This is a genomic window from Pseudomonas putida S13.1.2, from assembly GCF_000498395.2.
GTDB classification, from domain to species: Bacteria; Pseudomonadota; Gammaproteobacteria; order Pseudomonadales; family Pseudomonadaceae; genus Aquipseudomonas; species Aquipseudomonas putida_Q.
Window position 1 is genome coordinate 6,111,859 of sequence record NZ_CP010979.1, and the last position, 19,689, is coordinate 6,131,547.

Below are 19,689 nucleotides of genomic sequence, written 5' to 3' on the forward strand. Positions count from 1 at the left end.
AGAGGCAGGACCATGGCAAACGCGCATAGCGGCAAAATGATCGTCGGGCTGGACATTGGCACCTCCAAGGTGGTGGCGCTGGTGGGCGAAGTGGGCGAAGACGGCACCCTGGAAATCGTCGGGATCGGCACCCATCCGTCCCGCGGCCTGAAGAAAGGCGTGGTGGTGAACATCGAGTCCACCGTGCAGTCGATCCAGCGCGCCGTGGAAGAAGCGCAGCTGATGGCCGGCTGCCGTATCCACTCGGCCTTCGTCGGGGTAGCCGGCAACCACATCCGCAGCCTGAACTCCCACGGCATCGTCGCCATCCGCGACCGCGAGGTCAGCCTGGCCGACCTGGAACGGGTACTCGACGCCGCCCAGGCCGTGGCGATCCCGGCCGACCAGCGCGTGCTGCACACCCTGCCGCAGGACTACGTGATCGACAACCAGGAAGGCGTGCGCGAGCCACTGGGCATGTCCGGCGTGCGCCTGGAAGCCAAGGTCCATGTGGTCACTTGCGCAGTCAACGCGGCGCAGAACATCGAGAAATGCGTACGCCGCTGCGGCCTGGAAATCGACGACATCATCCTCGAGCAGCTGGCTTCGGCCTACTCGGTGCTGACCGACGATGAAAAAGAGCTGGGCGTGTGCCTGGTGGACATCGGTGGCGGCACTACCGACATCGCCATCTTCACTGAGGGCGCCATCCGTCACACCGCAGTCATCCCGATTGCCGGCGACCAGGTGACCAACGACATCGCCATGGCCCTGCGTACCCCTACCCAGTACGCCGAAGAAATCAAGATCCGCTACGCCTGCGCCCTGGCCAAACTGGCTGGCGCCGGGGAGACCATCAAGGTGCCGAGCGTGGGCGACCGCCCACCGCGCGAGCTGTCGCGCCAGGCCCTGGCCGAGGTGGTAGAGCCACGTTACGACGAGCTCTTCACCCTGATCCAGGCCGAGCTGCGCCGCAGCGGCTACGAGGACCTGGTGCCAGCGGGCATCGTCCTCACCGGCGGCACCGCGAAGATGGAAGGTGCCGTGGAGCTGGCCGAGGAAATCTTCCACATGCCGGTACGCCTGGGCGTCCCGCACAGCGTTCGGGGGCTGAGCGACGTGGTTCGCAACCCGATCTATTCCACCGGCGTGGGCTTGCTCACTTACGGTCTGCTGAAGCAGTCCGAGGACCTGATCCTGACCGGTAACACCAACAGCAGCAACAACAGCTATGGCGATGAACCGAAGGCCCCAGTGCTTGAGCGCTTCAAGAAGTGGGTCCAGGGCAACTTCTAAGTTTCAAAGCAGTAGTGGTAGGCGCAACAACTAGAGAACTGTAAGGAGAGGGAAAATGTTCGAGCTCGTAGACAACGTCCCGCAAAGTCCGGTCATCAAGGTGATCGGCGTTGGTGGTGGTGGCGGCAACGCCGTCAACCACATGGTCAAGAGCAGCATCGAAGGCGTGGAATTCATCTGCGCCAACACTGATGCCCAGGCGCTGAAAAGCATTGGCGCGCGCACCATCCTGCAATTGGGCACTGGCGTGACCAAGGGCCTGGGTGCCGGTGCCAATCCGGAAGTCGGCCGTCAGGCCGCGCTGGAAGACCGTGAGCGCATCGCTGAAGTGCTGCAGGGCACCAACATGGTGTTCATCACCACTGGCATGGGTGGCGGTACCGGTACCGGTGCAGCGCCGATCATTGCCGAAGTGGCCAAGGAAATGGGCATTCTCACCGTAGCCGTGGTGACCCGTCCGTTCCCGTTCGAAGGCCGCAAACGTATGCAGATCGCCGATGAAGGCATCCGCATGCTGGCTGAAAGCGTCGACTCGTTGATCACCATTCCCAACGAGAAACTGCTGACCATCCTGGGCAAGGATGCCAGCCTGCTGTCCGCCTTTGCCAAGGCCGACGATGTACTGGCCGGTGCCGTTCGCGGTATCTCCGACATCATCAAACGCCCTGGCATGATCAACGTCGACTTCGCCGACGTGCGTACCGTGATGGGTGAAATGGGCATGGCGATGATGGGTACTGGCTGTGCCAGCGGCCCGAACCGTGCGCGTGAAGCCACCGAGGCGGCGATCCGCAACCCGCTGCTGGAAGACGTCAACCTGCAGGGCGCCCGTGGCATTCTGGTGAACATCACCGCAGGCCCGGACCTGTCGCTGGGTGAATACTCCGATGTGGGTAGCATCATCGAAGCCTTCGCCTCTGACCACGCCATGGTCAAGGTCGGCACCGTGATCGACCCGGACATGCGCGACGAACTGCACGTGACCGTTGTGGCCACTGGCCTGGGCGCGCGTATCGAGAAGCCGGTCAAAGTGGTCGACAACACCCTGCAGACCGCCCAGCAGGCGTACGAAGCGTCCAACCCTGCACCGGTTCGCCAGGAGCAGCCAGCGGTCAACTACCGTGACCTGGAGCGCCCGACTGTCATGCGCAACCAGGCCCATGCAGGTGCTGCCGCAGCCGCTAAACTGAACCCTCAGGATGACCTGGACTACCTTGATATCCCGGCTTTCCTGCGTCGTCAGGCTGATTAATGGAATTTATCAGGGGTATAAAGGTGATTGGTATTCATCAAAGGTTGGGTCTGTTATCATCCCCAGCCTTTGTTGATACCTGTTCGCAATTTGCGCTGAAGCGGCCAATGCCATGATTAAACAACGCACCCTGAAGAATACCATCCGTGCCACAGGTATCGGTCTGCACTCTGGGGAGAAGGTTTACCTGACCCTCAAGCCTGCACCTGTGGACACCGGCATCGTCTTCCGCCGCGCCGATCTCGACCCTGTGGTCGAAATCCCTGCGCGTGCGGCCAACGTCGGCGAGACAACCATGTCGACGACGCTGGTCAACGGTGACGTCAAGGTCGATACGGTCGAGCACCTGCTTTCCGCCATGGCGGGCCTGGGCATCGATAACGCCTACGTCGAGCTCTCCGCCTCGGAAGTGCCGATCATGGATGGCAGCGCCGGACCCTTTGTATTCCTGATTCAGTCTGCCGGCCTGGAAGAGCAGGACGCAGCCAAGAAGTTCATCCGCATCCTGCGTGAGGTAACCGTGGAAGAGGGCGACAAGCGCGCCACGTTCCTGCCTTTCGAAGGGTTCAAGGTGAGCTTCGAGATCGACTTCGATCACCCGGTCCTTAAGGGCCAGACCCAAAGTGCGGTCGTCGACTTCTCCAGCACCTCGTTTGTGAAGGAAGTCAGCCGCGCGCGTACCTTCGGTTTCATGCGTGACATCGAGTACCTGCGCAAGCACAACCTTGCGCTGGGCGGCAGTGTCGAGAACGCCATCGTGGTCGACGAGACCGGTGTGCTTAACGCAGACGGCCTTCGTTCCGATGACGAATTCGTCAAGCACAAGATCCTCGACGCCATTGGCGACCTCTATCTGCTGGGCAACAGCCTGATCGGCGAGTTCAAGGGCTACAAGTCCGGCCACGCGCTGAACAACCAGCTGCTGCGCAAGCTGATTGCTGAAACCGATGCCTGGGAAGTGGTCACTTTCGAAGATGCCAGTACGGCACCGATCTCGTACATGCGCCCTGTTGCGGCCGTGTAAGTTCGAACACTCTCTCTAGTGATTAAGGCCACCTTCGGGTGGCCTTTTTTATGCCTGCATCGAGTGGAGAGAGGTGGGGTAATTATCCCGACGGATAGCACCCGGACGCCTGGCAGGGTTAGCCCCTGCTCAGGGTTTCGGGGTTGATTGCTCAGCAGTTTAACGCTTTTAGAGTCATGAAATCGATATAGCTGTGATCCTTGACATCAAACTGCAGTCTACTGATCGGTTTGGATTTTGGGGAGGTATAACTTACCTGGAAATCTCTACCTCCCGCTCCGCCTTCATGGCTTACTTTTTCAATAAGCTTTCCGTCCGGGGTGAAAAAGCTGACGGTTGCTTGAGAATGAAGTTGGGTCCAGAAGAATTCGATATTATGATATTCGCCGTATAAGTCGAGTTGGACTACTTGATTGGCCGTACTTTGATTGCGGGCCAAGATCAGTGCCTTGCCCACGGCCATGCCGGGCTTTGTTCTTTCGACATTTCGAATGCCGGTAATCTCTCCGTTACTGCTGGCATTGCGCAGGGTGAAATGCCGGAGCGGGCGTTCCTCATTCGGAGGTATGTCGACCGCCTCTTCATCCTCGAAATCGATGTTGAGAACGTGAGGGAATATGCGGATATCATCGAGGGCGAATTCCCCCTCAAGGTCGCTGCCGAGCGTCAGAATGTGGGTGGATTGTGTGGCTTTGAATGGGATGACGAAATGTTGCCACTCACCGTTTGCTTTAAAATTCGAGCGGTGCTTGATGGTGCTGTCGATATACCACGAGAGTTGTGGGGATTTAACCGTGTCGGACAAGCATTTTGCGCGTAAGGCAATAGTGTAGCATTCGCCTGCAATAAAACTGGTTACTTCTTTATGGATGAGCAGCATGCCTTCGTAGTGGTCGGGGAGTGGGAGCAGAGGTGGCGAAGTATTGACCCGGACGTAAGTGTTCTGCGCTTCATTGATGAATTTCAATGCGTGGCTGGGTTCGATAATTGTCCAGCCATTCCAGTTGTTGTTGGAAAAAGACGTGTGTTCGCTGTAGTTGGTCAGGTGGGGCATCTTGCTGTACTCCAATGAAAGAGAGTGCAGTAAGTCATCGCATGCGTGGAAGGGCAACTGGTAAAAATGATAGGTCAGTGCTGGGAACCACCAAGCGGATAATCAATTTTTTATTTGATAATTGCATGGTTGGCAAGTCGCTCCAAGGCAGCGCGCAGCTTGGGGTCGGCGATGCCTTCGGCGGTGTCACGCAGGCTCTCGGCGGCGCTGTTCGACAGTTCTGCCGCATGCCCGCCACGCTTGGCAGGCACCAGCGGTGGCTGCACCTTGTAGAGGATGCGCCTGAGGTTGCCGAAGGCTTCCATGGCCTGCAATGCCGCCAGCAGGCGCTTCTGCTGGTAGCGCAGGCGGGTTGCCCAATGGCCGTCGGTCACCACCAGCAACAACGTGCCATCGCGCCATGATGCGACATGGCAGTGCTCGCGGGCAGCCGGTTGCAGCTGGCTTTCCAGCAGGCGCTGCAGGTGCTCCAGGCGCTCGGCCTGGTTCAGCAGCAGGCGCAGCGGGCGGACCTGGCGCAGCAGTGCGGAGGGCGGCTGGGCGGGGGAAGGTTTGTAGGCCATTGGGTACGCATAAGGTTACAAGAGCAGCAGTTTAACACCTCTGTCGCCTGTACCGCCGGGAAGAGGCCAGTGCAGGCAAGATAAGACTAATTCTCGATAGCTTTCATGTTGCCAAGCCTTGAACTCAGGGAAAATGCCCCTATCTAAGACAGGCCCCCGCCAAAACGCTGTAATAGCATCGTGGAAATCCACCACTTTCCTCACCATCGTTTCCGGGTAGAATGCTCGTTCGCATGCGGCCTCAGGGCTGCACGGGCGACTCATGGGGCCGCCCTCCATCCCTACGTGTGGAAGATCCTGCCGATATGTTTGCGCCTTTGTTAAAAAAACTTTTTGGAAGCAAGAACGAGCGTGAAGTGAAACGCATGCTCAAGACGGTGAGTATCGTCAATGCCTTCGAAGAGAAAATGGTGGCCCTCTCCGACGAGCAACTGCGGGGCAAGACCGCAGAGTTCAAGGAGCGCCTGGCCAAAGGCGAGACACTGGACCAATTGCTGCCTGAAGCCTTCGCCGTGGCCCGAGAGGCCGGCAAGCGCGTGATGGGCATGCGCCACTTCGATGTACAGCTGATCGGTGGCATGACCCTGCACGAGGGCATGATCGCAGAAATGCGCACCGGTGAAGGCAAGACCTTGGTCGGTACCCTGGCCGTGTACCTGAACGCACTGTCCGGCAAGGGCGTGCACGTGGTCACCGTCAACGACTACCTGGCCCGCCGTGACGCCAACTGGATGCGCCCGCTGTACGAATTCCTCGGCCTGTCGGTCGGTATCGTTTCGGCCTTCCAGCCGCCGGAAGAAAAGCGCGCCGCCTATGCGTCCGACATTACCTACGGCACCAACAACGAATTCGGTTTCGACTACCTGCGCGACAACATGGCGTTCAGCCAGGAAGAGAAGTTCCAGCGTGAACTCAACTTCTCGGTAATCGACGAAGTCGACTCCATCCTCATCGATGAAGCGCGTACCCCGCTGATCATTTCCGGCCAGGCTGAAGACAGCTCCAAGCTGTACATCGAGATCAACCGCCTGATCCCGCGCCTGACCCAGCACATCGAAGAAGTCGAAGGCCAGGTTACCCAGGAAGGCCACTTCACCATCGACGAGAAGAGCCGCCAGGTCGAGCTCAACGAAGCCGGTCACCAGTTCATCGAAGAAATGCTTACCCAGGCCGGCCTGCTGGCCGAGGGCGAGAGCCTGTATTCCGCGCATAACCTGGGCCTGCTGACCCACGTTTACGCTGGCCTGCGCGCGCACAAGCTTTTCCACCGCAACGTCGAGTACATCGTCCAGGACGGCCAGGTTCTGCTGATCGACGAGCATACCGGTCGGACCATGCCGGGCCGTCGCCTGTCCGAGGGCCTGCACCAGGCCATCGAGGCAAAAGAAAACCTGAATATCCAGGCCGAGAGCCAGACCCTGGCTTCGACCACCTTCCAGAACTACTTCCGCCTGTACACCAAGTTGTCCGGCATGACCGGTACCGCCGACACCGAAGCGTTCGAGTTCCAGTCCATCTACGGCCTGAACGTGATGGTGATCCCGCCGAACAAGCCGCTGGCACGTAAAGACTTCAACGACCTGGTGTACCTGACCGCCGACGAGAAATACGCCGCGATCATCGCCGACATCAAGGAAAGCATGACCCATGGCCGTCCGGTGCTGGTGGGTACTGCCACCATCGAAACCTCCGAGCACATGTCGAACCTGCTGCTCAAGGAAGGTATCGAGCACAAGGTACTGAACGCCAAGTACCACGAGAAAGAAGCCGAGATCATCGCACAGGCCGGTGCCCCGGGCGCACTGACCATCGCCACCAACATGGCCGGCCGTGGTACCGACATCCTGTTGGGCGGTAACTGGGAAGCCGAAGTGGCCACCCTGGAAAACCCCACCGCCGAACAGATCGCCCAGATCAAGTCCGACTGGCAGAAGCGTCACCAGCAAGTGATCGAGTCGGGCGGCTTGCACGTGATCGCTTCCGAGCGCCACGAGTCGCGCCGTATCGACAACCAGCTGCGTGGCCGTTCGGGCCGTCAGGGTGACCCGGGCTCCAGCCGCTTCTACCTGTCGCTGGAAGACAGCCTGATGCGCATCTTCGCCTCTGACCGGGTGAAGAACTTCATGAAGGCACTGGGCATGCAGTCCGGCGAGGCCATCGAGCACCGCATGGTCACCAACGCCATCGAGAAGGCCCAGCGCAAGGTCGAAGGCCGCAACTTCGATATCCGCAAGCAATTGCTCGAATACGACGACGTGGCCAACGAACAGCGCAAGGTGATCTACCACATGCGCAACAGCCTGCTGGCCGCCGAGAATATCGGCGACACCATCGTCGAATTCCGCAAGGAAGTACTGGACGCTACCATCAGCCAGCACATCCCGCCGCAGTCGCTGCCCGAGCAGTGGGACGTGGTCGGCCTTGAAGCTGCATTGGCCAGCGATTTCGCCATGAAATTGCCGATCCAGCAGTGGCTCGACGAGGACGATCACCTCTACGAGGAGACCCTGCGCGAGAAGCTGCTGAACGAGATCACCACCGCCTACACCGAGAAGGAAGACCAGGCCGGTATCGACGCCCTGCGCACCTTCGAGAAGCAGATCCTGCTGCGCGTACTGGACGACCTGTGGAAAGACCACCTGTCGACCATGGACCACCTGCGCCACGGTATTCACCTGCGTGGCTATGCGCAGAAGAACCCGAAGCAGGAGTACAAGCGCGAGTCGTTCAGCCTGTTCCAGGAGCTGCTCGAGTCGATCAAGCGCGACACCATCCGCGTGCTGTCGCACGTTCAGGTTCGCCGCGAAGATCCGATCGAAGAGGAAGCACGCCTGCGCCGCGAGGCCGAGGAACTGGCCAGCCGCATGCAGTTCCAGCATGCCCCTGCCCCGGGCCTGGAAAGCGAGCAACTGAGCGAGGAGGGCGCTGAAGTGGCGGTCGCCGCAGCGCCGGTGCGCAACGACCAGAAGCTGGGCCGCAACGAACCGTGCTGGTGTGGTTCGGGCAAGAAGTTCAAGCATTGCCACGGGCAGATCGAGTGATCTGACCTGACATTTGTAAAAAGCCTGGGGCCGCTTTGCGGCCCTTTCGCGACACAAGGCCGCTCCTACAGGTACCGCGCTCGTCCATGGATGGGCGTGGTCCTTGTGGGAGCGGCCTTGTGTCGCGATGGGGCGCGAAGCGGCCCCTTTTCGAAATCAATCGTTTTTCTAGGAGCGCTCTAATGGCTGTTGGTCTTGGTCCTTTGCCTACCCTGCACCCGGTTCCGGGTTTTGAACTCGGCATCGCTTCTGCCGGCATCAAGCGCCCGGGGCGCAAGGATGTGGTGGTCATGCGCTGTGCCGAAGGCTCCAGCGTGGCTGGCGTGTTCACCCTCAACGCCTTCTGCGCAGCGCCGGTGATCCTGTCCAAGCAGCGTGTACAGGGCACCGTGCGCTACCTGCTGACCAACACCGGTAACGCCAACGCAGGCACCGGCGCGCCAGGCCTGGCCGCAGCCGAACGTACCTGCGCCAAGCTGGCCGAGCTGGCTGGCGTGCCGGCCGAGTCTGTACTGCCGTTCTCCACCGGCGTGATCGGCGAGCCACTGCCGGTCGAGAAGATCGAAGGGGCACTGCAGGCCGCGCTCGACAATTTGTCGGAACACCACTGGGCTGAAGCCGCCACCGGCATCATGACCACCGACACCCTGCCCAAGGGGGCCAGCCGTCAGTTCCAGCATGATGGCGTGACTGTTACCGTCACTGGCATCAGCAAGGGTGCAGGGATGATCCGCCCGAACATGGCCACCATGCTCGGCTACATCGCTACCGACGCCAAGGTTGCCCCAGCGGTGCTCAAGGACCTGATGCTGGACGGCGCCAACAAGTCGTTCAACCGCATCACCATTGATGGCGACACCTCGACCAACGACTGCTGCATGTTGATTGCCACCGGCAAGGCCAACCTGCCAGAAGTCACCGAAGCCAGCGGCGCGCTGTTCGAAGCGCTGAAAAAGGCTGTGTTCGAAGTGTGCATGGAAGTGGCCCAGGCCATCGTCCGTGATGGCGAAGGCGCGACCAAGTTCGTGACCGTGCAGGTCAACGGTGGTGGCAACCACCAGGAATGCCTGGACGTCGGCTATGCCGTGGCCCACTCGCCACTGATCAAGACCGCACTGTTCGCCTCCGACCCGAACTGGGGCCGTATTCTGGCCGCCGTTGGCCGTGCTGGTGTGCCAGAGCTGGATGTGAGCCTGATCGACGTGTACCTGGACAGCGTGTGCATCGCCAGCAAAGGCGGCCGCAACCCGAGCTACACCGAAGCACAGGGTTCGGCAGTGATGGCCCAGGAAGAGATCACCATCCGTATCGAACTGGGCCGTGGCCAGTGCAGCGAAACCATCTGGACCACCGACCTGTCCCACGAGTACGTGAAGATCAACGCCGAGTACCGTACCTGATCTACTGATCCGAAGGCCTCTTCGCGGGCACGCCCGCTCCCACAGGTGTTGCAATGCCTGCAGGAGCGGTGCGGTCCCTGTAGGAGCGGGCTTGCCCGCGAAAGGCCGCGCAGCGGCCTGCGGGTTTTGCAATACAAACCTGATGGAGCCGAACCATGAGCTATCACCTGATCATCGGCGACAAGCTGTATTCCTCCTGGTCGCTGCGTGGCGCCCTGGCCCTCGAGCTGGCTGGCGTGCCCTACGAAGAAACCCTGATCAAGCTGAACCAGCCTGATACCCGCCAGCGCATCCTCGCTTTTTCCTCCACCGGCAAGGTGCCGCTGCTCAAGAGCGAGCACGGTGTGATCGCCGATTCCCTGGCCATCGCCGAATACCTCAACGAACAGCACCCCGAGGCCCAGCTGTGGCCTGTCGACGCAGCCGCCCGCGCCCAGGCCCGTTCGGCTTGCGCGCAGATGCACAGCGGTTTCTTCGCCCTGCGCGGTGCCATGCCGTTCGACCTGTCGCGTGACCAGGCCCTGGACAATGTGCCGCTGGACGTGCAGGTCGACATCGACCGTATCGTCGCGCTGTGGTCCGAATGCCGCGTGGTGGCCAAGGACAGCGGCCCGTTCCTGTTCGGCAAGCCGAGCCTGGCCGATGCCTTCTTCGCCCCGGTGGCCGTGCGCCTGCGCACCTACCGCGTGGAAGTGCCGGCAGAGGCGGCAGCCTACATCGAAACCATTTATCAGTGGCCAGCCTTCCAGGCGTGGCAGCAGGCCGGCCTGGCGGAGCGTGAAGGGTGAAACGGATACATGTTGTAGCGGCGGTCATTCGCGGTACTGATGGCCGCATTCTTATTGCACGCAGGGCCGATACCCAGCACCAGGGCGGCCTGTGGGAGTTTCCCGGCGGCAAGGTGGAAGAGGGCGAAGGCGTTGAAGCGGCGCTGGCCCGTGAGTTGCGCGAGGAGCTGGGTATCGAGGTGACCCGCTCGCGTGCACTGATCAAGGTCAGCCATGACTACCCGGACAAACAGGTGCTGCTGGACGTGCGCGAAGTCGAAGCGTTCACGGGCGAGCCTCATGGCGCAGAAGGGCAACCGCTGGAATGGGTGGCCCCGCGCGATCTGTCGCACTACGAATTTCCTGAAGCCAACAAACCCATCGTTGCTGCGGCGCGGCTGCCGGACCAATACCTGATTACCCCCGATGGTCTGGAAGTGCCACAGATGCTCAAGGGCATCCAGAAGGCGGTAGCCACTGGTACTCGCCTGATCCAGTTGCGGGCGCCGGACATGTACGACCCCAAGTACCGTGATGTGGCGGTGGATGCCGTGGGGCTGTGTGGGGGCAAGGCGCAACTGATGCTCAAGGGGCCGCTGGAATGGCTGGGTGATTTCCCGTCCGCCGGCTGGCACCTGACGGCCGCGCAACTGCGCAAGTACGCGGCCAAGGGCCGGCCGTTTCCCAAGGAGCGCTGGCTGGCGGCGTCCTGCCACAGCGCCGAGGAGCTGGCGCTTGCTGAGCAGATGGATGTCGACTTTGTCACCTTGTCACCGGTGCAGGCTACCCAGACCCACCCCGAGGCGGTGCCGCTGGGGTGGGATGAGGCGCAGCGGTTGATTGCCGGGTTCAACAAGCCGGCCTATCTGCTGGGTGGGGTAGGGCCTGATCAGCGCGAGCAATCCTGGGAAGCCGGGGCACAGGGTGTTGCCGGGATCCGGGCGTTCTGGCCCGAGGCCTGAGTAAGGGGGCCGCTTTGCGGCCCATCGCCGGCAAGCCAGCTCCCACAGGTTTAGCATTGCCTTCGGGTTGATGATGAACCTGTGGGAGCTGGCTTGCCGGCGATGGGCTGCTAAGCAGCCCCGGTAATATCAGCCCTCAGGCTTTGGCGCAGGCTGCCACAACACCTCAGCCACCCCCTGGCGCCGCCCGATGATCCGCGCCGCCACGAACAATAGATCGGAAAGCCGGTTGATATACGCCAACCCAACGCCTTCCAATGGCTCCACGGCATTCAACTGCTGGCACCGCCGCTCCGCACTGCGCGCCAGGCTGCGGCACACATGCGCCTGCGCCACCAGCGCCGAACCACTGGGCAAGATGAAGTTCTTCAACGGCCCCAGCTCTTCGTTCCACACATCGATGGCCGCCTCCAGGCGCTCCACCTCTGCCAGGGTCAACGCCTGGTAGCTCGGCATCGCCAGCTCACCGCCCAGGTCGAACAAACGGTGCTGACACGGCACCAGCACGGCGCTCACCTCGCCCAGACCTTGCTCGTCCAGCCCCGCCAGCAGCAGGCCCAACTGGCTGTTCAGGCTGTCCACCTCGCCAATCGCCTCGATCCGTGGGTGGTCCTTGGGCACCCGGCGTCCGTCGCCCAGGCCGGTTTCGCCCTTGTCGCCGGTGCGTGTGTAGATCTTCGACAGGCGGTAGCCCATGTCACTTCTCCGTGTTGGCCGGCGTCGCCGGCTGGCCGAGGGGCAGGCGCAAGGTAAAGCAGGTGCCCTGGCCGGGCGTGGACTGCACTTCCATCTGCCCCTTGTGGTTGTTGGTGATGATGAAATACGAAACCGACAGGCCCAGGCCGGTGCCCTGGCCGATCTCCTTGGTGGTGAAGAACGGCTCGAAGGTGCGTTTGCGCACCGCCTCGGGCATACCAACGCCATTGTCCTCGACCTGGATTTCTGCCCATGGCGGGTTCAGCCGGGTGCGCAGGGTAATGCGCCCGGGCTCACTGGGCTGTGGCCGCACGTGGATGGCCTGAGCCGCGTTTTTAAGCAGGTTGAGCAGTACCTGTTCCAGTTCGTTGGCGGTGCAGGGTACCGGGCCCAGTTCAGGGTCGAACTGGCGCACGATGGCCTGGCCCTTGAAGTCGAAGCCGATGGCCAGGTCAAAGTCATTGCCGGCAATTTCCACCGCCTGGTCGATCAGCGCCGGCAGGTCGCAGGGTGCCAACTGGCGGTTGCTGCGGCGGCTGAAGCTGAGCATGTGAGTGACGATCTTCGCTGCCCTGGCACCCGCCTGCTGAATGCCATCAAGCAACTGTGGCACCTCGCGGCTGTCCAGGTAGCGGTTGACCGTGGCCAGGTCGATGCCCAGCTCTTCGGCCTGCTCCTGGTTGCGCGGTAGCTCGGGCGACAGGCGTCGGCGGATGTTCTGCACGTTGTGCAAGATGGCGCCCAGCGGGTTGTTGATCTCGTGGGCCATGCCCGCCGCCAGGCCACCGACCGAGAGCATCTTCTCGGATTGCACCATCATCTCTTCCAGCGACAGGCGCTGGGTTATGTCGTCGATGCGGATGACCACGCCACGCCCACCGCCGCCGGTCAGCGGGTAGAAGGTCAGGGCGTAGTGGCGCAGGTCATCGCCCTTGGCCCACGTGACCCGCTCGATCTTCGCTACCCGGTGCTTTTCCACGGTTTCCTTCAGCTGCGGCAAGAACGGCTTGAGCGGCTCGAAGGCGATGAACACCGGCTGATTCAGCGCTTCATCCAGTGGCGTACCGGAAAGCACCGTGGCTTCGTGGTTCCACTGGGTCACGTAAAGCTGTTCGTCGAGGGCGATCAGCGCCGAGGGCATCGAGTCGATGATGCTGTTGAGGTAGTTCTGGAAGCCTGTGAGTTTTTTCTCGATCTTGCTGCGCACCTGCACTTCCAGCTCAAGCTTGCGGTTGGTATGGCGGGTTTCCTCGGCCAGGCCCTGGGCCTGGTCGTAGGCGCTCTGGAATTCGTCCCGCGCGCGTTTCAGCTGCTGCTCGCGGCCTTCGATACGCGAGAGCATGGTGTTGAAGGCTTCGGCCAGGCTGCCGATTTCGTCGTCATTGCCGCGCTTGGCGCGCAAGGCATAGCTCTCTTCACGGGTAACCTGGCGGCTGAGCTCTTCGAGTTGGTTGATCGGCTGGGTGATCAGGCGCTTTATTTGCCGGGCGACCACAATCCACAGCAGGATGCTGAACACCAGGATGCCCATGCTGGCGCTCAGGGTGCCGGTGTAGAACGCCGTGGGCAGCTCGCTGCTGGCCACCAGCAGCAGGTGCGCCGGCGGGTTGGCGTCGCGCGGTATGCGGATCAGCTGGGTGCTGCGAAACTCCATCAGGCGCCAGCCGTCGATGTTGCGAAAACGCTTGGGCAGGGCCAGCGGCTCGCCATGCTGCAACTGCGCCAGCATCCGCCCATCGCCGCCGTAGACGGCGGCGGCGCGAAGCGGCGTGTAGCTGTCCAGTTCCTTGAGCAGGGCGCTGGCGGTTTCAGGGGTGTCACCGGCGCGGGCCGCAAGCTGCGGGTTGGCCACCAGCCGGCCGATGGTCTGCAGTGCCTGCGGCGCCATGCTTTCCTGGGTGATCCAGTAGGCGGCGCTGATGAAGGTGAGGTTGGCCACCAGCAGGATGGTCACCAGCAATACCAGCAGGGCTGCCAGCAGCTTCTGCCCGACCGGGAGGTTTTCCAGGCGTTGGCGCAAGGTCATGGGCTAGGCAATGTCCGTATCCGGTTGAAAGGGCCGCGTCAGTCGCAGGGCAAGCCACGCATGCGCAAGTTATCGACCAGGCGCTGCAGCAAGTGTTCCAGCTGTGGCAGTTGCAGGCCGTGGCGCCCTGCCGCCCGGCAGGCATGGCCGAGCAGGTAGTGCACCTCGGTGCGTCGGCCCGCGCGCACGTCCTGGTACATGGAAGAGTAGTTGGCTGCGGTGGCAAGGATCACCCGCTGCACTTCTTCGCTCAGCTCATCTGCCGCTTCCGGCTGGCCGCAGCGCCGCAGCAACTGGACCAGTTCGGCGCACAGCGCATCGACTTCACCCAGGTGCCCAAGCAACCCGCCGTTCTGGCATTCGTGCAGAACGGTCAGCGGGTTGATGGCGCAGTTGAGCGCCAGCTTGCGCCATAGGCGGGTGAGGATATCGACCGTCCATTCGGCAGGGATGCCGGCTTCGTGCAGGTCATCGAACCAGGCGGGGATTGTCGGGTTGCGTGGGTCGCCCAGCCAGTTGAATCCGTGGCCGGCAAACTGCACCTGCCAGTCCCCCTCGCGAAAGGCCCCTTCGGTGCTGGAGGCGAAGATGCAGCGTGCGTGGGGCACCAGGTCGGCCACTTCGTCCTGGCTGCCCAGGCCGTTCTGCAGCAACAGTACCTCGGCACCCTCGGCCAGCCGCGGCGCCACGCTGGCAATGGCCGGGGCGGCATCGTACGCCTTGCACGCCACCAGCAGGCGGTGGATGGGGCCCTGCGCCTGTGCGGTTTCGGCCGGGATGGCGTAGTGGCGGGGCTGGTCTTGCTCGACCAGGGTCAGGCCGCCGGCCTGCTGATAAGCCTGCAGCCGTTGCCCGTCACGCAGGATCAGGCGCACCGCCTTGCCTGCGCGCGCCAGGCGGCAAGCCCACAGGCTGCCGAGGCTGCCGGCGCCGAGAATATGCCAGGTGCTGCTCATATGCGTTTCGCAACCCGTTATAATGAGTCCGCATTTTAACCGTCTAACTCAGCGTGCTCCATCTTCAGACCGAGCGCGCTTTATTTTTTGGAGAACAACCATGCCTTCGTTCGACGTGGTATCGGAACTGGACAAGCACGAAGTGCAGAACGCCGTTGATAACGCCATCAAGGAACTTGATCGCCGTTATGACCTGAAAGGCAAGGGCACCTTCGAGTTCAAGGACAAGGATCAGACCGTTCTGCTGACCGCCGAGGAAGAGTTCCAGCTCGAAGCGATGCTGGAAATCCTGCGCCTTGCACTGGTCAAGCGCAAGATCGACGTGAAATGCCTGGAAACCAAGGACCCGTACCCCTCCGGCAAGGAAAAGAAGCAGGAAGCCAAGTTCCGCGAAGGCATCGACAAGGACCTGGCGAAGAAGATCGTTGCCGCCATCAAGGATGGCAAGCTGAAAGTACAGGCCGCCATCCAGGGCGAGCAGGTGCGGGTAACCGGCAAGAAGCGTGACGACCTGCAGGAAGCCATTGCCCTGCTGCGCACCAAGGAATTCGACATGCCGCTGCAGTTCAACAACTTCCGCGACTGATGCAGTTGCGGCCCGGAACCCCGATGGCCCAATGATGTCCATGGGGGCCGGGGCTGTGCGAATGGGCACAGCCTGTTCTACCGTGTACTTGCCGCTCGGCATCAGGAGATGAATATGGATTTGAACGCTGAAGTCGATCAGCTCGTCCGCCAATCCCAGACCTGGGTCCCTTTGATCATGGAGTACGGCAGCCGCGTGCTGCTGGCACTGCTGACCCTGGCGGTCGGCTGGTGGATCATCAACAAGGTCAGCGCCCGCCTCGGCAAGCTGGTTGGCCTGCGCAACGCCGACCTTGCGCTGCAGGGTTTTATCAGCACCCTGGCGAACATCGTGCTGAAGGTGCTGCTGATGGTCAGCGTGGCCTCGATGATCGGCATCGAGACCACCTCGTTCGTTGCCGCCATCGGTGCCGCAGGCCTGGCAATCGGCCTGGCCTTGCAGGGCAGCCTGGCGAATTTCGCCGGCGGTGTGCTGATCTTGATGTTCCGCCCGTTCCGTATCGGTGACTGGATCGAGGCGCAGGGCGTTGCCGGCACCGTCGACAGCATCCAGATCTTCCACACCGTGCTGCGCACCGGTGACAACAAGACTGTGATCATGCCTAACGGCAGCCTGTCCAACGGCATCATCACCAACACCAACCGCCAGCCGACGCGCAAGGTGGTGTTCGATGTGGGGGTGGACTACGAGGCCGACCTGCAGAAGGCCCGCAACGTGCTGCTGGAGCTGGCCAAGGACCCGCGTGTTCTGCCAGACCCGGCACCGCAGGCGGTAGTGGCGACGCTGGGCGACAGCTCGATTACCGTATCGCTGCGCTTGTGGACCAAGACGTCCGATTACTGGGACGTGATGTTCATGCTCAACGAGCATGCGCGTGACCGGTTGAAGGCCGAAGGGATCGACATTCCGTTTCCGCAGCGGGTGATCCGTGTGGTGCAGGAGACTGCCGCGCAGTAACGCCGCGCTGGCATCGACCGGGGCCGCTTCGCGCCCCTTCGCGGGCATGCCCGCTCCCACAGGGATTGATTGAGCTCTGTGGGAGCGGGCATGCCCGCGAAGGGGCGCGAAGCGGACCCGGTTTTACACTTGTTCACAGCAATTACTCGGTTTTTCTGGCATATACCCTGGCCCCACCTGTCACACCCGATATGCCATCATGAAACCACTGCTGTACATCACCCCCCTGCGCGCCTTGCTGTTCGGCCTGACCCTGGCCCTGTTCGAGCTGCTGACCTACCTGGCCAGCGACGCCGTCATGCCGGCAATGCCGGTGGTGGTGGGCGACCTCAACGCCAGCCCCGAATACATCCCCCATGCCCTCAACCTGTATCTGTTGGGGGGCGTGGTGCTGCAATGGCTGATCGGCCCACTGGCCGACCGCTATGGCCGGCGTCCGCTGCTGCTGGTTGGCTGCGCGTTCTTCGGCCTGGCCTGCCTGGCCACCTTCTGGGTTCACGACATTGGCATGTTCAACTTGCTGCGCCTGTTGCAGGGTATCGGCCTGGGTTTTGTCGTCACCGTCAGCTACCCAGCCCTGAACGAAGCCTTCAGCGAGGCTGACGCCGTGCGCATGATGGCCTTGCTGGCCAACATCGCCTTGCTGTCACCCCTGCTCGGGCCGTTGGTGGGCACCTTGTTGCTGCAGTGGCTGGACTGGCGCTGGCTGTTCGTGGCCTTTGCCATTGGCGCGGTGCTCGTGTGGGGACTGTTGTACCGCCTGATGCCGGAAACCCTCGGTGTGGAACGCCGTGACGGCTCGCGCCTGGCGTTTACGCCGATTCACCTGCTGCCACTGCTGGCGGGCTACGGTCAGTTGCTGGCCAACCGCCGTTTCGTTGCTGGCAGCGCTGCCTTGGGCCTGGTCGGTTTGCCGCTGATTGGCTGGATCGGCCTGTCGCCGGTGCTGCTCATCCACGATGAGGGGCTGAGCACCATGGCGTACGCCTTGTGGCAGCTGCCGGTGTTTGGCGGGCTGATCCTCGGTAACCTGATCATCAACCGCATCGCCGACCGCTACCCGCTCCCGGCCCTGGTGCGGGGCGCGCTGTGGCCATACCTGGCTGGCCTGTGCCTGATGGTGCTGGCGACCTGGTACTGGCCGAGTGTTACCAGTGTGGTGGCCGGCATGTCGCTGTACGCGCTGGGGCTGGGTGTGGCCAACGCGGTGCTGTACCGCATGACGTTGTTTTCCAGCGAGCAAAGCAAAGGCCTGGTCTCAGCCATGCTGGGGATGATCACCATTGCCTTGCTGGGGTTGGGTGGTGCGGTGCTGGCGATGATCGGCGCCGGGGCCAGCTTGCTGCACTTTGCCTTGGCGGCGGGTGTGGCGGGGGCATTGGCGTTGTGGCCGTTGTGGTTTGTGGTAGGTGGGCGGCCTGATGAGGGGGCTGTCGCGCAGTAATGTTTGATTGCCTGTCCTGGCCTCTTCGCGGGTAAACCCGCTCCCACAGGTACTGCACAGCGCTCAAAGGCGGTGCCGTACCTGTGGGAGCGGGTTTACCCGCGAAGAGGCCGGTACAGGCGATAGGTTCTTTCAGGGCCGCTCGGCCGCTGAACTGTCCTCTGCCACCGGCGTACCCCGGCCGGCCTCCTGGCGCCACTGCAGGGCGATCAGGATCAGCGTAGGCACACCCAGCAATGCGGTGATCAGGAAGAAGTCGTGGTAGCCGAACTTCTCCACGATGACGCCTGAATACCCGCCGATCAGCCGTGGCAACAGCAGCATGATCGAGCTGAGCAGCGCGTACTGGGTCGCCGAAAATTTCAGGTTGGTCAGGCTCGACAGGTAGGCAACGAAGGCCGAGGTGGCCATGCCGGAGCTGAAGTTGTCCAGCGAGATGGTCACTACCAGCATTTCCAGGTTCGGCCCCATGTCGGCCAGCATCAGGAACAGGATGTTGGTGCCGGCCGAGGCTACACCGCCGATGAACAGGATCGGCATGATGCCGAAGCGCACGATCAGCAGGCCGCCAACCCCGGCGCCGACCAGGGTCATGATCAGGCCGAAGATCTTGCTGACACTGGCGATCTGGTCCTTGGTAAAGCCCATGTCGATATAGAACACATTGGCCATCACGCCCATCACGGTGTCCGACATGCGATAGGTAGCGATCAGGCCAAGCAGCAGCAGGGCCTGCCAGCGGTAGCGGGTGATGAAGTCGTTGACCGGGGTCAGCACCGGAGCCAGGCCGCGGCGACCCAGGCTGGACAGGCACGCCCAGCTCAGCAGCACGTAGAGGATCAGGCGCAGGAAGGCGCGGTCTTCCAGCAGCAGGTCGAGCGGCGTGGCATCGCCGGAAATGACGCTGGACCAGCCGGTATTGAACATCTGGGTAAAGCTGGCCGGTACCGACACCAGCAGGATGATCAGTACGAACACCGACGCCAGCTGGTGCACCAGCCCATAGCGCGCTGCCGACAACTGGGTACGCATGGGCACTGGCGGCTCGCGCATGACCAGCGTGGTAAACAGGGCGGGCAGCATCATCACCCCGAACATGACATAGGTGCCGGCCCAGGCCTTGTGCAAATAGCTGAAACCTGTGGAGCCGAACCACTCGGCGAAGAACAGTGCGCCCGCCGTGGCGAGCAATGCAGCCACCCGGTAACCGGCCATGTAGCTGGCAGCGAGTGCGGCCTGGCGTTGGTCGTCGGCGATTTCCAGGCGATAGGCGTCGACGGCGATATCCTGCGTGGCAGAGGCGAACGCCACCAGCACCGCCATGGCAATCAACCACGACAAGTGCTGTTGCGGGTCGCACAGGCTCATACCTACCAGCCCGACCACCACCAGCGCTTGCGACAAAAGCAACCATGAACGCCGGCGCCCCAGCCCGCCGAGTAGCGGCAGGCGCCATTGGTCGAGCAGCGGCGACCACACCCACTTGAAGGCGTAGGCCAGGCCGATCAGGCTGGCGTAACCAATGGTTTCGCGGGCAACGCCGGCTTCGCGCAACCACACGGACAGGGTCGAGAACACCAGCATGTAGGGCAGGCCAGCGGCGAAACCGAGCAGCAAAAGTACCAAGGTTGACGGGCTGGCATAGGCAGCAAGCGCAGCGCGCCAGGTTTTACGGGGCATGGGCCA

At 62.1% G+C, this 19,689-nt stretch carries 16 protein-coding genes; 10 read left to right on the forward strand and 6 right to left on the reverse strand.

Going from position 1 to position 19,689, the window contains the following annotated elements; translation table 11 throughout:
- Nucleotides 1–12 precede the first annotated feature (12 nt).
- The 3 genes from ftsA (at nt 13) to lpxC (ending at nt 3,551) form a co-directional block, all read left to right on the forward strand.
- Complete coding sequence (ftsA, locus tag N805_RS27025; protein WP_016488959.1) at nt 13–1,275, forward strand: cell division protein FtsA; 1,263 nt, start codon at nt 13–15, stop codon at nt 1,273–1,275.
- Nucleotides 1,276–1,330: 55 nt separating this feature from the next.
- The gene (gene ftsZ / locus N805_RS27030) at nt 1,331–2,527 is read left to right on the forward strand and encodes a cell division protein FtsZ (protein WP_016488958.1); all 1,197 of its coding nucleotides are present in this window, start codon (nt 1,331–1,333) and stop codon (nt 2,525–2,527) included.
- A gap of 112 nt (nt 2,528–2,639) precedes the next feature.
- The gene (lpxC, locus tag N805_RS27035) at nt 2,640–3,551 is read left to right on the forward strand and encodes a UDP-3-O-acyl-N-acetylglucosamine deacetylase (RefSeq protein ID WP_016498054.1); all 912 of its coding nucleotides are present in this window, start codon (nt 2,640–2,642) and stop codon (nt 3,549–3,551) included.
- A gap of 151 nt (nt 3,552–3,702) precedes the next feature.
- Here the strand turns inward: lpxC and N805_RS27040 are convergent, their stop codons facing one another.
- Together N805_RS27040 and N805_RS27045 are read right to left on the reverse strand one after the other, a co-directional pair.
- The gene (locus N805_RS27040; RefSeq protein ID WP_019471518.1) at nt 3,703–4,605 is read right to left on the reverse strand and encodes a hypothetical protein; all 903 of its coding nucleotides are present in this window, start codon (nt 4,603–4,605) and stop codon (nt 3,703–3,705) included.
- A gap of 110 nt (nt 4,606–4,715) precedes the next feature.
- Nucleotides 4,716–5,168, reverse strand: coding sequence for a DUF721 domain-containing protein (locus N805_RS27045; protein ID WP_019471519.1), 453 nt, complete (start codon nt 5,166–5,168; stop codon nt 4,716–4,718).
- 305 nt (nt 5,169–5,473) lie between these two features.
- Between N805_RS27045 and secA the strand changes: the two genes are divergently transcribed.
- The 4 genes from secA to N805_RS27065 all read left to right on the forward strand — a co-directional run bounded on the left by secA (nt 5,474) and on the right by N805_RS27065 (nt 11,338).
- Nucleotides 5,474–8,209: a preprotein translocase subunit SecA gene (gene secA, locus N805_RS27050; RefSeq protein WP_019471520.1), complete on the forward strand. Its 2,736-nt coding sequence runs from the start codon at nt 5,474–5,476 to the stop codon at nt 8,207–8,209.
- A gap of 182 nt (nt 8,210–8,391) precedes the next feature.
- Nucleotides 8,392–9,609 carry a bifunctional glutamate N-acetyltransferase/amino-acid acetyltransferase ArgJ gene (gene argJ / locus N805_RS27055; RefSeq protein ID WP_019471521.1) on the forward strand — a complete coding sequence of 406 codons (1,218 nt, stop codon included), beginning with the start codon at nt 8,392–8,394 and terminating at the stop codon, nt 9,607–9,609.
- Nucleotides 9,610–9,764: 155 nt separating this feature from the next.
- Entirely contained in the window at nt 9,765–10,397 is a 633-nt protein-coding gene (locus N805_RS27060; RefSeq protein WP_019471522.1) for a glutathione S-transferase family protein, read from the forward strand.
- Complete coding sequence (locus tag N805_RS27065; protein WP_019471523.1) at nt 10,394–11,338, forward strand: Nudix family hydrolase; 945 nt, start codon at nt 10,394–10,396, stop codon at nt 11,336–11,338. The genes N805_RS27060 and N805_RS27065 overlap by 4 nt, the downstream gene beginning before the upstream one ends.
- Before the next feature lie 129 nt (nt 11,339–11,467).
- On the opposite strand, the gene N805_RS27070 is transcribed toward N805_RS27065, so the two are convergent.
- The 3 genes from N805_RS27070 to N805_RS27080 are packed head-to-tail and all read right to left on the reverse strand — an operon-like array spanning nt 11,468 to nt 15,016.
- Nucleotides 11,468–12,034, reverse strand: coding sequence for a cob(I)yrinic acid a,c-diamide adenosyltransferase (locus N805_RS27070; protein ID WP_019471524.1), 567 nt, complete (start codon nt 12,032–12,034; stop codon nt 11,468–11,470).
- 1 nt (nt 12,035) lies between these two features.
- A complete protein-coding gene (locus N805_RS27075) occupies nt 12,036–14,060 on the reverse strand; it encodes a sensor histidine kinase (RefSeq protein WP_019471525.1) in 2,025 nt (674 codons plus the stop codon).
- 38 nt (nt 14,061–14,098) lie between these two features.
- Nucleotides 14,099–15,016 (reverse strand): putative 2-dehydropantoate 2-reductase, encoded by a 918-nt coding sequence (locus tag N805_RS27080; protein WP_019471526.1) that lies wholly within the window; start codon nt 15,014–15,016, stop codon nt 14,099–14,101.
- Nucleotides 15,017–15,116: 100 nt separating this feature from the next.
- Between N805_RS27080 and N805_RS27085 the strand changes: the two genes are divergently transcribed.
- The 3 genes from N805_RS27085 (at nt 15,117) to N805_RS27095 (ending at nt 18,003) form a co-directional block, all read left to right on the forward strand.
- Nucleotides 15,117–15,602, forward strand: coding sequence for a YajQ family cyclic di-GMP-binding protein (locus N805_RS27085; protein WP_019471527.1), 486 nt, complete (start codon nt 15,117–15,119; stop codon nt 15,600–15,602).
- Between the two features lie 114 nt (nt 15,603–15,716).
- Nucleotides 15,717–16,559 (forward strand): mechanosensitive ion channel family protein, encoded by an 843-nt coding sequence (locus tag N805_RS27090; protein WP_019471528.1) that lies wholly within the window; start codon nt 15,717–15,719, stop codon nt 16,557–16,559.
- Between the two features lie 199 nt (nt 16,560–16,758).
- Nucleotides 16,759–18,003 carry an MFS transporter gene (locus N805_RS27095; protein ID WP_028614122.1) on the forward strand — a complete coding sequence of 415 codons (1,245 nt, stop codon included), beginning with the start codon at nt 16,759–16,761 and terminating at the stop codon, nt 18,001–18,003.
- Between the two features lie 132 nt (nt 18,004–18,135).
- Here N805_RS27095 and N805_RS27100 read toward each other — a convergent pair whose 3' ends face one another.
- On the reverse strand, nt 18,136–19,683 hold the full coding sequence (locus N805_RS27100; RefSeq protein WP_028614123.1) for an AmpG family muropeptide MFS transporter: 1,548 nt from the start codon (nt 19,681–19,683) through the stop codon (nt 18,136–18,138).
- Between the last annotated feature and the right edge of the window lie 6 nt (nt 19,684–19,689).

Coding starts and splice junctions, on each gene's coding strand:
- lpxC (WP_016498054.1), top strand. CDS start 2,640: ATGATTAAACAACGCACCCTGAAGAATACCATCCGTGCCACAGGTATC.
- N805_RS27100 (WP_028614123.1), bottom strand. CDS start 19,683: ATGCCCCGTAAAACCTGGCGCGCTGCGCTTGCTGCCTATGCCAGCCCG.
- N805_RS27060 (WP_019471522.1), top strand. CDS start 9,765: ATGAGCTATCACCTGATCATCGGCGACAAGCTGTATTCCTCCTGGTCG.
- N805_RS27040 (WP_019471518.1), bottom strand. CDS start 4,605: ATGCCCCACCTGACCAACTACAGCGAACACACGTCTTTTTCCAACAAC.
- ftsA (WP_016488959.1), top strand. CDS start 13: ATGGCAAACGCGCATAGCGGCAAAATGATCGTCGGGCTGGACATTGGC.
- N805_RS27085 (WP_019471527.1), top strand. CDS start 15,117: ATGCCTTCGTTCGACGTGGTATCGGAACTGGACAAGCACGAAGTGCAG.
- N805_RS27090 (WP_019471528.1), top strand. CDS start 15,717: ATGGATTTGAACGCTGAAGTCGATCAGCTCGTCCGCCAATCCCAGACC.
- N805_RS27095 (WP_028614122.1), top strand. CDS start 16,759: ATGAAACCACTGCTGTACATCACCCCCCTGCGCGCCTTGCTGTTCGGC.
- N805_RS27045 (WP_019471519.1), bottom strand. CDS start 5,168: ATGGCCTACAAACCTTCCCCCGCCCAGCCGCCCTCCGCACTGCTGCGC.
- N805_RS27080 (WP_019471526.1), bottom strand. CDS start 15,016: ATGAGCAGCACCTGGCATATTCTCGGCGCCGGCAGCCTCGGCAGCCTG.
- N805_RS27075 (WP_019471525.1), bottom strand. CDS start 14,060: ATGACCTTGCGCCAACGCCTGGAAAACCTCCCGGTCGGGCAGAAGCTG.
- ftsZ (WP_016488958.1), top strand. CDS start 1,331: ATGTTCGAGCTCGTAGACAACGTCCCGCAAAGTCCGGTCATCAAGGTG.
- N805_RS27070 (WP_019471524.1), bottom strand. CDS start 12,034: ATGGGCTACCGCCTGTCGAAGATCTACACACGCACCGGCGACAAGGGC.
- argJ (WP_019471521.1), top strand. CDS start 8,392: ATGGCTGTTGGTCTTGGTCCTTTGCCTACCCTGCACCCGGTTCCGGGT.
- secA (WP_019471520.1), top strand. CDS start 5,474: ATGTTTGCGCCTTTGTTAAAAAAACTTTTTGGAAGCAAGAACGAGCGT.